At 36.0% G+C, this 13,315-nt stretch carries 13 protein-coding genes; 3 read left to right on the forward strand and 10 right to left on the reverse strand.

Going from position 1 to position 13,315, the window contains the following annotated elements; all coding sequences use genetic code 11:
* Nucleotides 1-105: 105 nt before the first annotated feature.
* Nucleotides 106-579, reverse strand: coding sequence for a transcriptional regulator AsnC (asnC, locus tag PTQ27_RS06905; RefSeq protein ID WP_273749241.1), 474 nt, complete (start codon nt 577-579; stop codon nt 106-108).
* Nucleotides 580-740: 161 nt separating this feature from the next.
* Between asnC and asnA the strand changes: the two genes are divergently transcribed.
* Nucleotides 741-1,733: an aspartate--ammonia ligase gene (asnA, locus tag PTQ27_RS06910; protein WP_273749240.1), complete on the forward strand. Its 993-nt coding sequence runs from the start codon at nt 741-743 to the stop codon at nt 1,731-1,733.
* A 109-nt stretch (nt 1,734-1,842) separates the two neighbouring features.
* On the opposite strand, the gene PTQ27_RS06915 is transcribed toward asnA, so the two are convergent.
* The 9 genes from PTQ27_RS06915 to PTQ27_RS06955 all read right to left on the reverse strand — a co-directional run bounded on the left by PTQ27_RS06915 (nt 1,843) and on the right by PTQ27_RS06955 (nt 8,771).
* The gene (locus tag PTQ27_RS06915; RefSeq protein WP_273749239.1) at nt 1,843-2,262 is read right to left on the reverse strand and encodes a F0F1 ATP synthase subunit epsilon; all 420 of its coding nucleotides are present in this window, start codon (nt 2,260-2,262) and stop codon (nt 1,843-1,845) included.
* Between the two features lie 34 nt (nt 2,263-2,296).
* On the reverse strand, nt 2,297-3,670 hold the full coding sequence (gene atpD, locus PTQ27_RS06920) for a F0F1 ATP synthase subunit beta (RefSeq protein WP_273749238.1): 1,374 nt from the start codon (nt 3,668-3,670) through the stop codon (nt 2,297-2,299).
* A 17-nt stretch (nt 3,671-3,687) separates the two neighbouring features.
* Nucleotides 3,688-4,554: a F0F1 ATP synthase subunit gamma gene (gene atpG / locus PTQ27_RS06925; protein ID WP_273749237.1), complete on the reverse strand. Its 867-nt coding sequence runs from the start codon at nt 4,552-4,554 to the stop codon at nt 3,688-3,690.
* 23 nt (nt 4,555-4,577) lie between these two features.
* Nucleotides 4,578-6,119: a F0F1 ATP synthase subunit alpha gene (gene atpA, locus PTQ27_RS06930; RefSeq protein ID WP_273749236.1), complete on the reverse strand. Its 1,542-nt coding sequence runs from the start codon at nt 6,117-6,119 to the stop codon at nt 4,578-4,580.
* A gap of 12 nt (nt 6,120-6,131) precedes the next feature.
* Nucleotides 6,132-6,665: a F0F1 ATP synthase subunit delta gene (gene atpH / locus PTQ27_RS06935; RefSeq protein ID WP_273749235.1), complete on the reverse strand. Its 534-nt coding sequence runs from the start codon at nt 6,663-6,665 to the stop codon at nt 6,132-6,134.
* Nucleotides 6,666-6,678: 13 nt separating this feature from the next.
* On the reverse strand, nt 6,679-7,149 hold the full coding sequence (atpF, locus tag PTQ27_RS06940; protein ID WP_273749234.1) for a F0F1 ATP synthase subunit B: 471 nt from the start codon (nt 7,147-7,149) through the stop codon (nt 6,679-6,681).
* Nucleotides 7,150-7,207: 58 nt separating this feature from the next.
* The gene (gene atpE, locus PTQ27_RS06945; protein WP_273749233.1) at nt 7,208-7,462 is read right to left on the reverse strand and encodes a F0F1 ATP synthase subunit C; all 255 of its coding nucleotides are present in this window, start codon (nt 7,460-7,462) and stop codon (nt 7,208-7,210) included.
* Nucleotides 7,463-7,572: 110 nt separating this feature from the next.
* Nucleotides 7,573-8,361 (reverse strand): F0F1 ATP synthase subunit A, encoded by a 789-nt coding sequence (gene atpB / locus PTQ27_RS06950; RefSeq protein WP_273749232.1) that lies wholly within the window; start codon nt 8,359-8,361, stop codon nt 7,573-7,575.
* Nucleotides 8,362-8,387: 26 nt separating this feature from the next.
* The gene (locus tag PTQ27_RS06955) at nt 8,388-8,771 is read right to left on the reverse strand and encodes an ATP synthase subunit I (RefSeq protein ID WP_273749231.1); all 384 of its coding nucleotides are present in this window, start codon (nt 8,769-8,771) and stop codon (nt 8,388-8,390) included.
* Nucleotides 8,772-9,073: 302 nt separating this feature from the next.
* Here PTQ27_RS06955 and PTQ27_RS06960 point away from each other — a divergent pair, with 302 nt between their 5' ends.
* Nucleotides 9,074-9,712, forward strand: a complete 639-nt coding sequence (locus PTQ27_RS06960; RefSeq protein ID WP_273749230.1) for a MerR family transcriptional regulator — start codon at nt 9,074-9,076, stop codon at nt 9,710-9,712.
* Between the two features lie 148 nt (nt 9,713-9,860).
* Nucleotides 9,861-13,304, forward strand: a complete 3,444-nt coding sequence (locus tag PTQ27_RS06965) for an acyl-[ACP]--phospholipid O-acyltransferase (protein WP_273749229.1) — start codon at nt 9,861-9,863, stop codon at nt 13,302-13,304.
* The last annotated feature ends 11 nt before the right edge of the window (nt 13,305-13,315 follow it).

The following is a 13,315-nucleotide window of genomic DNA, read 5'->3' on the forward strand; positions in this document are numbered from 1 at the left end:
TGGCTGGCTGGCTGGCTGGTAAGCATTGTATTTCCCTTTTTTTATAAGACCAAACTATTTTATATCAAATTTCTAAAAATTTTTATCTGTATTCAGAAGTTAAATTTATGGCAGAATTTCACGAGAAATTGGGTTTTGGAGTGAAATTAAAGTTTCTGTTGATTGAATTTCGTCAATCGACTGAATTTTTCCAGCTAACACTGAGTGAAGCTCTTCAATAGTTCTTGTCATCACTTTAATAAAAATAGAATAGTTACCAGTGGTGTAATAAGCTTCAACTACTTCATCAAAAGCACTTAGTTTTTCAATTACTTTATCGTAATCTTTGGCCGATTTTAAAATAACACCAATAAAACAGCAGACATCATAGCCCAACTTGCGTTCATCTACGACGATTTTAGTGGCTTTAATCATACCCGCTTGACGCATTTTCTCAACCCGAACGTGAATAGTAGCGGCACTTACACCAAAATTTTTCGCCATTTCTGCATAAGGTGTGCGGGCATCTTTAATTAACCAGCGTAAAATTTGCTGATCTAACTTATCTATTTCATATTTTGTATGATTTTTACTGTGCATTTTTCATTCCACAATCAAACTTTATTAAAAATAATTTAATATTTAACTATAAAAATAAAATATTATCCACTCATATTAATTTTTTATTTGATAAACATTGCATTTTTTGCAAAATTCTTTAAATTAACCACATTACACACATAATCAAACAAGGCAGTAAAATGAAAAAATCCTTTATCTTACAACAACAAGAAATCAGTTTTGTTAAAAACACCTTTACGCAATATTTAATTGATAAATTAGGCATTATTGAAGTACAAGGCCCAATTTTAAGTGAAGTGGGCAACGGTATGCAGGATAATCTTTCCGGTATCGAAAAAGCGGTAAAAGTAAATGTGAAATGTATTCCTGATGCTACTTTTGAAGTGGTACATTCATTAGCAAAATGGAAACGCCATACTTTAGCACGCTTTGGTTTTAAAGAGGGCGAAGGCTTATTTGTACATATGCAGGCATTACGCCCAGATGAAGATTCTTTAGACCGCACCCACTCTGTTTATGTTGATCAATGGGACTGGGAAAAAGTAATCCCTGAAGGTCGTCGTAACTTCGATTATTTAAAAGAAACGGTAAACGAAATCTATAAAGCGATTCGTTTAACAGAATTAGCGGTGGAAGCTCGTTTTGATATTCCGTCTGTACTGCCAAAACAAATCACCTTTGTTCACAGCGAAGATTTAGTACAACGCTATCCGAATATGACCGGCAAAGAACGTGAAAATGCAATCTGTAAAGAGTGTGGTGCAGTGTTCTTAATTGGTATCGGTGGTAAATTATCAGACGGTAAACCACACGATGGGCGTGCACCAGACTATGATGATTGGACAACAGAATCAGAGCAAGGCTACAAAGGCTTAAACGGCGATATTTTAGTGTGGAACGAAGAATTAGGCACAGCGTTCGAGCTTTCTTCAATGGGTATTCGTGTTGATGAAAAAGCCTTACGTTTGCAAGTTTCATTGACAGGCGATGAAGATCGCTTAGCAATGGATTGGCATCAAGATTTATTAGCAGGTAAACTTCCACTTTCTATCGGTGGCGGTATCGGGCAATCTCGCTTAGTGATGTTCTTATTACGCAAAAAACATATCGGCGAAGTGCAATCTAGCGTATGGCCAAAAGCTGTATTAGAAGAGTTTGAGAATATTCTTTAATTAAATCATACAAGCGGTTGTTTTTGCAAAAAAGTTTACAAAAACAACCGCTTACATAAAATAAAAGCTGAATAGATTTTATTCTATTCAGCTTTTTTACTTTGTTTTATTATCGTCTATTTGCTAATTTTGAATTGACAATTTCGTAAACACGTAATTTTGCAATCTCACGTGATAATTTCGCTGATAAATCAGCATTGTTAGTTTTATTTAACGTTTCTTCTGCTTTGCGTTTTGCATTTAAGATACGTTGTTGATCTAACTCTTCACCACGAATCGCAATATCAGCAAGCACCGTAACAACGGTTGGCTGAACCTCTAAAAAACCACCTGATACATAGATAAATTCTTCTTTACCATCATCAAGAGTATATTTAACCATACCTGGTCTAATAGAAGTTAAAAGTGGAGTATGCCCTGCATACACACCTAATTCACCTTCAATACCACTGACACGTACGCTAACGACTTGTCCTGTAAAAATTTTCTTTTCAGCACTGACAATATTAAGTTCAAATTGCGTAGTCATTTGTTCTCCTTATCCCTTTTGGTTTAGGGAACAATTACATTTTTGCTGCTCTTTCAACAACTTCGTCAATAGAACCTGCCATATAGAACGCTTGTTCTGGAATATGGTCGTAATCACCTTCTAAAATACCTTTAAAGCCACGAATAGTTTCTTTTAATGGTACATATTTACCTGGTGTACTGTTGAATACTTCAGCAACGAAGAATGGTTGTGATAAGTAACGTTCGATTTTACGTGCACGTGCTACCACTAATTTATCGTCTTCTGATAATTCATCCATACCAAGAATTGCAATAATATCTTTCAATTCTTTATAGCGTTGTAATACCGTTTGTACACCACGAGCAACATCATAGTGTTCTTGTCCCACAACTAATGGGTCTAGCTGACGTGATGTTGAGTCTAATGGATCTACCGCAGGGTAAATACCAAGAGATGCGATATTACGGCTTAATACAACAGTTGAGTCTAAGTGAGCAAAGGTTGTAGCAGGCGATGGGTCAGTTAAGTCATCCGCAGGAACGTAAACCGCTTGCACAGACGTAATAGAGCCTGTTTTTGTTGAAGTAATACGTTCTTGTAATACACCCATTTCTTCTGCAAGTGTTGGCTGATAACCTACCGCAGATGGCATACGACCTAACAATGCTGATACTTCTGTACCTGCAAGTGTATAACGGTAGATATTATCTACGAAGAATAATACATCACGACCTTCATCACGGAATTTTTCAGCCATTGTTAAACCTGTTAAAGCAACACGTAAACGGTTACCTGGTGGTTCATTCATCTGACCATAAACTAATGATACTTTATCAATAACGTTAGAATCTGTCATCTCGTGGTAGAAGTCATTACCCTCACGAGTACGCTCACCCACCCCCGCAAACACCGAATAACCGTTATGCTCGGTTGCGATGTTACGGATTAATTCCATCATATTTACTGTTTTACCTACACCAGCACCACCGAATAAACCTACTTTACCCCCTTTTGCGAATGGGCAAATTAAGTCAATTACTTTGATACCTGTTTCAAGTAATTCAGTACTGTTTGATTGCTCTTCGTAGCTTGGTGCAGCACGGTGGATTCCCCAACGCTCTTCTTCACCAATAGGGCCTTTCTCATCGATTGGCTCACCTAATACGTTCATAATACGACCCAATGTTTGTGTACCAACTGGTACTTGGATTGGGTTATTTGTATTTTCAACTTTTAAACCACGTTTTAAACCATCTGATGAACCTAATGCGATACAACGCACTAAGCCACCACCTAATTGTTGTTGAACTTCAAGGGTTAAACCTGATTCAACTTTTAAGGCTTCATAAATTGCTGGTACTGCATCTTGCGGGAATTCAACGTCAATCACCGCACCGATGATTTGTACAATTTTTCCTGTTGCCATTACCGTTCCTCTATCTGTTAAATTGCTGCAGCGCCTGCAACAATTTCATTTAATTCATTTGTAATGCTTGCTTGGCGAGCTTTGTTGTACACTAATTGTAATTCATCAATTAATGTACCCGCATTGTCTGTTGCGGCTTTCATTGCTACCATTCGAGCGGCTTGTTCAGAAGCAAGGTTATCGACAACTGCTTGGAATACCTGAGTTTCAATATAACGAACAAGTAAACTATCAAGTAAAGCTTGTGGATTTGGTTCATAAATATAATCCCAAGCACCTTGATTATCTAATTCATCATTTTCTAATTTCGGTAAAGGAAGGAGTTGTGCAATAACAGGTTTTTGCGACATTGTATTTTCAAAACGGTTATAAGCCACATACACAGCATCTAACTCTCCATTGCGATAAGCATCGATAATATCATCAACTGCCCCAACAATAGATTCCATTTCTGGAGTGTCGCCTAATCCCACAATTTCAGAACGAATAGTTAAACCGAAATTTTGGAAAAAACTTAACCCTTTTGAGCCGACTAAACCTAGTTCAACACTTACGTCTTTATCTTTCCAATTTTTAAATTCGTGCAATAGTGCTTTGAATAAATTGATATTAAGACCGCCACATAAGCCACGGTCAGAAGAAATTACTAAGTAACCAACTTTTTTAATATCACGGTCAGCTAAAAACGGGTGCGTATAATCAATGCTTCCTTTCGCAATATGGCTAATAACCTTACGGATAGTCTCCGAATAAGGACGACCTGCAGCCATACGCTCTTGCGTTTTACGCATTTTAGAGGTAGCAACCATTTCCATTGCTTTCGTAATTTTTTGCGTATTACGAACACTGGAAATTTTAGTTCTTATCTCTTTAGCACCTGCCATAATATTTCTCCGCTAGTTGTGAATTACCACGCACCATTCTTTTTGAAACTTTCAACAATATCTTTTAAGGTATCTTTAATTGTGTCATTAAAGTCACCTGATTTTGTTAAATCTTTCATAAAATCTGCATAGTTACTGTTAGCGAAAGCAAGTAAAGCAGTCTCAAATGAACCGATACGTTCGAGTTCTACATCATCTAAATAACCAAATTCTGCTGCAAATAATACTAATCCTTGCTCACTAATTGGCATTGGCGAGAATTGTTTCTGTTTTAGTAATTCAGTTACTTTTTGACCACGAGAAAGCTGTTTGCGTGTTGCATCATCAAGATCTGAAGCAAACTGTGCAAATGCTGCTAATTCACGGTATTGAGCTAATGCAGTACGGATACCACCAGACATTTTCTTAATAACTTTAGTTTGTGCTGAGCTACCAACACGAGATACAGAAATACCTGGGTTTACCGCAGGACGAATACCTGAGTTAAATAAATTAGACTCTAAGAAAATCTGACCATCGGTAATAGAAATTACGTTTGTTGGTACGAATGCGGATACGTCACCTGCTTGAGTTTCAATAATTGGTAATGCAGTTAATGAACCTGTTTTACCTTTTACAGCACCATTAGTGAAACGTTCTACATAATCTGCATTTACACGAGCCGCACGCTCTAATAAACGAGAGTGTAAGTAGAAAACATCCCCTGGGAATGCTTCACGGCCTGGCGGACGACGTAATAATAATGACACTTGACGATAAGCAACAGCTTGTTTAGATAAATCATCATAAACAATTAATGCATCTTCGCCACGATCACGGAAGTATTCTCCCATTGCACAACCAGAATAAGGTGCAAGATATTGTAATGCTGCTGATTCTGATGCAGATGCCACAACAACAACTGTATTTTGTAATGCACCATGTTCTTCTAATTTACGCACTACGTTTGCAATCGTTGATGCTTTTTGACCAATCGCAACATAAATACATTTAATACCTGAATCACGTTGGTTGATAATGGCATCAATAGCTAAAGCTGTTTTACCTGTTTGACGGTCACCGATAATTAACTCACGCTGACCACGACCGATTGGAACCATTGAATCGACCGCTTTGTAACCTGTTTGCATTGGTTGATCAACAGATTGACGATCAATTACACCCGGTGCAATCACTTCAACAGGAGAGAAACCATCATTTTCGATTTCACCTTTACCATCGATTGGCTGACCTAACGTATTAACTACACGTCCTAATAAACCAGGACCTACTGGTACTTCTAAGATACGGCCTGTACATTGCACTTCCATACCTTCAGTTAAGTCCGCATAAGGACCCATAACTACCGCACCAACAGAATCTCTTTCTAAGTTTAAAGCAATCGCATAACGATTACCTGGTAATGCAATCATTTCCCCTTGCATTACATCAGCAAGACCATGGATACGAATGATACCATCGTTTACTGAAACGATTGTCCCTGTGCTTTGAGCTTCACTCACTACATTAAATTGGGCAATTCGTTTTTTAATCAATTCACTAATTTCAGTTGAATTTAGTTGCATTTTTTATTCCTCTTACAAGCTCAACTCTTGACTCAAGCGGTTTAGCTGTCCACGACTACTACCATCAATTACCACATCATCATAACGGATAATAACACCCGCAATTAATGAGCTATCAACTGATGAAGTAATACGTACTTTTGTTCCGAGTCGCTTTTCCATCGCATTGGCAATTTTTGCTTCTTGTGCATCTGTTAATGTATTTGCAGACACAACCTCAATATCTTTAATTGATTCGTGTTCTGCTCTTAATTCTAAAAATGCACTAAATACCGCAGGTAATACGGCTAAACGCTTATTATCAGCCATTACACGAATGAAATTTTGCCCATATTGATCTAATTGATTGTCACAAATTTTGATAAACATTTCAGAAATTTGATTACTAGTGAGAGATGAACTAATAACATTTATTACTTGTTCTTCACTAGCGACAAGAGCAGAAAATTGTAACATTTGCTGCCATTTATCCAACTGACCTTGTTCTAAAGCAAAATCGAAAGCTGCTTTAGCATAGGGGCGAGCTACTGTGCTTAATTCTGACATCTGCCCCACCTTCTTATAGTTCTGCAACTAGCTTATCAATAATATCGTTGTTCGCTGCAGTATCCACTGAACGACCAACAATTTTCTCAGCACCAGCAATAGCCAATGCCGCAACTTTTTGACGAAGCTCTTCTTGAACACGCTTACGCTCACTTTCTACTTCCGCATAGCCTTGTTCAATAATACGTTGACGTTCTACTTCAGCTTCTGTTTGTACAGATTCTAAAATTTCATTACGACGTTTTGTTGCTAAATCAATAATTTTTTGAGCTTCTTCTTTTGCTTTACGAATTTCTTGATCCGCTAATGCTTTAGAATCGGCTTGTTCTTGTTTCGCTTGTTCTGCACCAGCTAAAGCATTAGCAATGCTCGCTTGGCGATCTTCAATCGCTTTGATTATTGGTGGCCATACAAATTTCATACAAAACGCAACAAAAAGTGCGAATGCTATGAGCTGACCAATTAGTGTTGCATTTAAATTCACAACGCCTCCTATAAAGTTAGTTAAATTACCCGAAGGTAACGCCTATTATTTACAGGGATTAGCCTAATAAACCAATGAAAGGGTTAGCGAAGATGAATAATAATGCGATACCAACTGCGATCATTGAGATAGCATCTAAAAGACCTGCAACAATAAACATTTTAGTTTGTAAGCTGTTTGCTAATTCTGGTTGGCGAGCAGAAGACTCTAAGAATTTACCACCTAATAAAGCGAAGCCAATCGCTGTTGCAAATGCAGCTACTGCTAATAAAATTACTGAACCGAAAATTGTTGCGGTAATTACGTTTTCCATAAAAAAGCTCCTAAAGTAATGGAATAGCCAGAGGCTAGGATTGTTAGTTAGTTAATAAAAAATGTCTAACAAGATGTTAGAACTTGTTACAAAATTAGATAAATCTAATTTTAGTGATCAGCTTTATTATATGCCATACTTAGATATACGATAGTCAGCATCATAAAGATAAATGCTTGTAGCGTAATAACTAAAATATGGAAAATAGCCCAAATCAAATGCAATGGAACGCCTAACACTTGAGAAACAACGTTATTTGCCATATACATTACTGCGATTAAGACAAAGATTAACTCCCCTGCATACATATTACCGAATAAACGGAAAGCTAAAGATACAGGTTTTGCTAAAAGTGTTACCACTTCTAACAAGAAGTTCACTGGAATGAAAACCCAATGATTAAATGGGTGAAGAGTATATTCCTTCACAAAACCACCGAAGCCTTTCGACTTAATGGTGTAATAAATAATTAAGCCAAATACACCGATTGATAAACCTAATGTACCGCTAATATCCGCTGTTGGTACTGCACGTAAATAGTGAATACCAAACAAGTTGGCTAGTTGTGGTGGGAAATCAACCGGAATTAAATCGATTGCGTTCATCACAAAAACCCAACAGAAGATCGTTAATGCAATAGCACCTAACTCTCGACTTGGCCCGTGAAAATTATCTTTCACTAAACCATTTATCCAATCAAGAACGATCTCAACAAAACATTGCAACTTACCAGGTACCCCTGAGGTTGCATTTTTTGCTACTTTGCGGAAAAAATACAAGAAAATAACACCTGATACGATTGAAAAAAACAAAGTATCTAGGTGAAGATTCCAGAACCCATCGCCAGTACTTAAAAATGTTAAGTGATGGCTAATATATTCTGAGGTATTCCCTGCCATAATTTATCCTTCGTAAAATTAAAAAACTATGTTGATTTCCGACTTAACAACATCGGTAAAGCGATGTTTAAAAACAACGCTAAAAAATAACCCACAAAAAACACTAAATATTGCAAATTAGGAATCAAAGTAAAGCTTAAAACAATCAATAAAATTGTAATAAGCCATTTAATCCCCTCTCCACAATAGAAAGCGGTCATTTTTGTCCGATCTTTGGTAGAATTTCTAAAGAAAACCCAATATACAAATATACTATGGGGTACAAAACTTGCACATCCTCCGGCAAGAAAGGATATGCTCACATAACCTTTCCATAAAAAAAGTACAAAAGCCAAAACTAAAATTATTCCAGCCTCAATACCCAATGCTCTTCGATATTGTAATTTTGCTTTATTGATTACAGCTGACACATTTTATCCTTAATTGAGTAACTACATTTTCACAAAAAGGCTAATAATTAGCCACTGTTTAATCAATGAAAATCCAACATAAATTATACTTTACAAATGAATAGTTGCAACATAAAAACTAGCTAAAACGAGGCATTCTTCACATTTTTGAAAAAAAAGCTTCATTTATATAGAAGTGCTGATAAAACGCTCCATTAAACAACTTAATTTTATTGTAAAAAAAAGAAAAATAGTGAATACTCACATTAAAACTACAACGTTTTACTTAACACTTATTTTATTTTGTATAGAAGGAAAAATTTATGATAAAAATGAATGAGTTAGTCAAATTAACCAATACGCCAAAATCAACAATTCTGTACTATATAAAAGAGAATTTGCTGCCAGAGCCATATAAAGATAAACCTAATTTCCATCTTTACGATGAAAGTAATATTAAATTACTCGAATTTATTAAATATTTACAATCGAATTTTAATGCCAGTATTTCACAAATAAAGGCTTTATTTGCTCAGCCTAACTTCGATATAAATAACCCTTATGAAAGCTTGATTCATTCGCTTTCACTAATAATGGGGGCTGAAAACGAAATCTTTAGCTCTACTCAATTATGTGAAGAGTTTAAAATAAGTGAGCAAACGCTTAGTCAATACGTAGAAAAAGGTTTATTGCACCCCAGAGATGGAATTTTTACAAATAAAGAACGAGAAATTTTAGCTATTATTACTCGTTGTAATGAGACTGAATTTAACTTACTACAAGCCTATATTGACGTGGCAAGGCAATTAGCACAGTTTGAAGTAGATATCACATTAGAGGGGCTATCTAATAGCACACCTAAAGACGAAAAACTAAAACATCTATTTGATATTTTACTTGTATTAAAACCCTATGTTTTTAATATGGAAACGCTAAAAACCTACCAAAAAGCATCCCAATAAGGTAACCGCTTGCTTGTATATAAAAGCAAGCGGTTATTTTTTATAATTTTCTTACATAAAAAAAACAAAAGTAAAAAGTAACACTTTACACTAAATTTAAAAACAGATAATATAGCGGTATGACAGTTATGCATTAAAGGAATCTTATATGTTAAAGCTATTAAAAATAACAGGTTTTATCCCCTACCTAGCGATTGCATTTTTAAATGCCAGTGTTGATTTAGCCCATAAAATAACCATTCAAAATATTTTATTAAAAAGTTTTGATGGTAATACCTTAGTCGTATTAACCGCAGTTATTAATGCGATGATCTTATTACCCTTTATCTTTTTGTTTTCGCCATCTGCTTGGATAAGTGATAAATTCTCTCGAACCAAAGTCATTAGAATCAGTACTATTGTAGCGGTCGTACTGAGTTTGCTTATCTGTACTTGCTATTTTTTAGGGCAATTTTATCTTGCTTTTGGTTTAACTCTTTTACTTGCTATTCAAAGTGCGATTTACTCACCAGCTAAGTACAGCATTATAAAATCTATTGTTGGAACAGAACATTTAGGTATGGCAAATGGGATTATTCAGGCTCTTACTATTGTGGCAATCTTATTTAGCTCCTTTGCATTCTCATTTTTCTTTGAATCAAATTATCTTGCCTCATCTTCACCAGATGAAATTATTGCAAGCGTTGCACCAATCGGTATTGCTTTAGTTATATTAAGTTTGCTTGAAATGCTATGTGCATTCCGCCTTCCAGAATATCCGCAAGCGGTTAAAAATAAAGAAAATTTTGCAATTAAAAAATATCTTTCTCTTGGCTATTTAAAAGAGAATATTTCAGAATTGCGTTCAAACAAAAATATTTGGTTAAGTATTATTGGGTTAAGTCTGTTTTGGGGAGTTTCTCAAGTTTTAGTGGCAGCCTTTCCTGCTCACTATAAAGCAACCTTCAATGCCGATAATGCCTTAATTATTCAGGCTATTTTAGCGGTAAGCGGATTAGGTTTAATCATTGGTTCTTATATTGCAGGAAAAGCCTCAAAATTGCATATCGAACACGGTATTGTACCTGTGGGTGCTTTTGGTATTTTCCTATCGCTGTTTTATCTTACCCTTTCCACTAATGCTTGGATAATTACTCTTTGCTCATTTAGTTTCGGTGTTTTTGGTGGTTTATTTATTGTCCCGCTAAATGCAACTATCCAATATTTTGCCCCCGAAAAAACCAGCGGTCGCATAATGGCTGGTAATAATTTTATACAAAATGTTGCGATGGTTGGCTTTTTAGTGCTTAGCATTGTATTTGTTGAGTTAAGCATTTCAACAACCGGCTTATTCTTATTTGCAGCATTAGTTTGCTTGGTAGGAAGCTTTTATGCTCTACTACAACTCCCTCATTTATTTACCCGTTTAATGCTATTACCGATCTTAAAAACCGGTTATCGTTTTAATGTTGAAGGATTAAAAAATCTCCCTCAAAGCGGTGGTCTTTTGATGCTCGGTAACCATATCAGTTGGATTGACTGGTTGGTTTTACAAGCGGCTAGCCCTCGTGCGATAAAATTTGTAATGTTCCGCCCAATTTATAACAAATGGTATCTAAACTGGATATTCCGTATTTTTAAAGTGATCCCAATCGGTGCTGGCTCAAGTAAAGAGAGTATTCAAACCATTCGTGAATATTTAGCACGTGGTGAAGTTGTTGCCCTATTCCCTGAAGGTCATATTAGCTATAACGGGCAAATTAATGAATTTAAAAAAGGTTTTGAAAAAGTATTAGAAGGCTTAGAAAATGTAACTACCGTGCCATTCTACTTACGTGGTTTATGGGGTTCGAGTTTCTCTCGTGCTAATAGTCATTACAAAAACTTAAGTAAAAAAGGCAAGCGTGATGTGTTAGTCGCATTCGGCAAACCAATTAAAGGTTTTATTAATTCCACCCAAATGAAACAAAAAGTGCTTGAGCTCTCCTATTCAGCGTGGAATAACTTTATGAATCGCCAAAAACCACTAATGCATCATTGGTTAAGTTCGGCAAAAGCGAATTTATTTAAAGAGGCATTAGTCGATGCACAAGGCACAAAATTAAATAATGCTCAATTTATTACTGCCGTTTTACTGTTTGTAAATGAACTACGCAAACAACTAAAAGACGAAAAACATATTGGTGTATTACTGCCGAGTTCTGCTGCTGGCGCTATTGTGAATATGGCATTAATGGTGTTGGGAAAAATTCCGGTAAACCTAAATTACACCTTAAGCCAAGAAGTAATGGAAAAAGCGTTAGCCAAAGCAGATATTAAAACGGTTATCAGCTCTGAAAAATTTATGAAAAAACTTGTCGAAAAAGGTTTCGATTTTTCAACACTATTGGCAGATAAAGCTCTTTTTGCGGAAGATTTAGCAAAACGTCCAACTAAATTTGCAAAAATTTATAAATTTTTGACCGCTTGTATTGCACCAAAATGGTGGATTAAAGCTCGCTATTTCAAATCTGTTGAATTAACCGATACCGCAACCATTCTATTTAGTAGCGGTAGCGAAGGCGAACCAAAAGGTATTGAGTTAAGCCATAAAAACTTACTCACTAATATTAAACAAGTCAGTGAATTATTAAACTTCCAAAAAGAGGATGTTATTTTAAATTCGCTACCTATTTTCCACTCATTCGGCTTAACGGTAACAACTTTAATGCCATTATGTGAAGGAATAAAAATGGTAAGTGTTGCCGACCCGACTGATGGTGCTACTATTGGTAAATTATCGGCTAAACATAAAGTTTCTATTTTATTCGGAACATCTACCTTCTTCCGTTTGTATGTACGGAATAAAAAACTACACCCGTTAATGTTCCAAAACGTACGAATGGTAATTGCTGGGGCAGAAAAACTAAAAGCCGATGTAAAAGAAGCATTTAGAATGAAATTCGGGCTGGAAATTTTAGAAGGCTACGGAACAACAGAAACAGCCCCTGTTGCCACAGTAAATATGCCGAACTTGCTCGATCCTGATACATTAAAAGAGTTTACCTTTAGCAAAGAAGGATCTGTCGGTATGCCTCTACCGGGTACTATTATCAAAATAGTCGATCCCGATAGTTTGGAAGAATTAGCTACCGGCGAAGATGGTTTAATTCTAATCGGAGGCGGACAAGTAATGAAAGGCTACCTCAACGATTTAGATAAAACCTCTGATGTCATTGCCGAGATTGATGGCGAACGCTACTACAAAACCGGCGATAAAGGACATATTGATGAACAAGGTTTTATCACCATTGTTGATAGATATTCCCGCTTTGCCAAAATTGGCGGCGAAATGATTAGTTTAGGCTCTGTAGAAGAAAAGCTTACTCCACTTTTTAACGAAGAAACGACCTTTGTTACAACCGCTATCAGCGACGACAAAAAAGGTGAAAGCATTGTTCTATTAATAAAAACGCTATTAACTTTAGATGAAATCAAAGAACGGATGAAATCCTCTGCCTTACCGCCAATTATGCAACCAAGTGAAATTTTTATTGTTGATGAAATTCCTCTACTTGGCTCAGGAAAAGTGGATTTTAAAGGGGCTAACGCGTTAGCTGAATTACTTAAATAATTAATCCTTAT

Source organism: Mannheimia cairinae (genome assembly GCF_028649535.1).
GTDB lineage: Bacteria > Pseudomonadota > Gammaproteobacteria > Enterobacterales > Pasteurellaceae > Mannheimia > Mannheimia cairinae.

What these genes read in the sequence shown, in the direction of transcription:
- asnC (WP_273749241.1), bottom strand. Translation starts at nt 579, where the DNA reads ATGCACAGTAAAAATCATACAAAATATGAAATAGATAAGTTAGATCAG.
- asnA (WP_273749240.1), top strand. Translation starts at nt 741, where the DNA reads ATGAAAAAATCCTTTATCTTACAACAACAAGAAATCAGTTTTGTTAAA.
- PTQ27_RS06915 (WP_273749239.1), bottom strand. Translation starts at nt 2,262, where the DNA reads ATGACTACGCAATTTGAACTTAATATTGTCAGTGCTGAAAAGAAAATT.
- atpD (WP_273749238.1), bottom strand. Translation starts at nt 3,670, where the DNA reads ATGGCAACAGGAAAAATTGTACAAATCATCGGTGCGGTGATTGACGTT.
- atpG (WP_273749237.1), bottom strand. Translation starts at nt 4,554, where the DNA reads ATGGCAGGTGCTAAAGAGATAAGAACTAAAATTTCCAGTGTTCGTAAT.
- atpA (WP_273749236.1), bottom strand. Translation starts at nt 6,119, where the DNA reads ATGCAACTAAATTCAACTGAAATTAGTGAATTGATTAAAAAACGAATT.
- atpH (WP_273749235.1), bottom strand. Translation starts at nt 6,665, where the DNA reads ATGTCAGAATTAAGCACAGTAGCTCGCCCCTATGCTAAAGCAGCTTTC.
- atpE (WP_273749233.1), bottom strand. Translation starts at nt 7,462, where the DNA reads ATGGAAAACGTAATTACCGCAACAATTTTCGGTTCAGTAATTTTATTA.
- atpB (WP_273749232.1), bottom strand. Translation starts at nt 8,361, where the DNA reads ATGGCAGGGAATACCTCAGAATATATTAGCCATCACTTAACATTTTTA.
- PTQ27_RS06960 (WP_273749230.1), top strand. Translation starts at nt 9,074, where the DNA reads ATGATAAAAATGAATGAGTTAGTCAAATTAACCAATACGCCAAAATCA.
- PTQ27_RS06965 (WP_273749229.1), top strand. Translation starts at nt 9,861, where the DNA reads ATGTTAAAGCTATTAAAAATAACAGGTTTTATCCCCTACCTAGCGATT.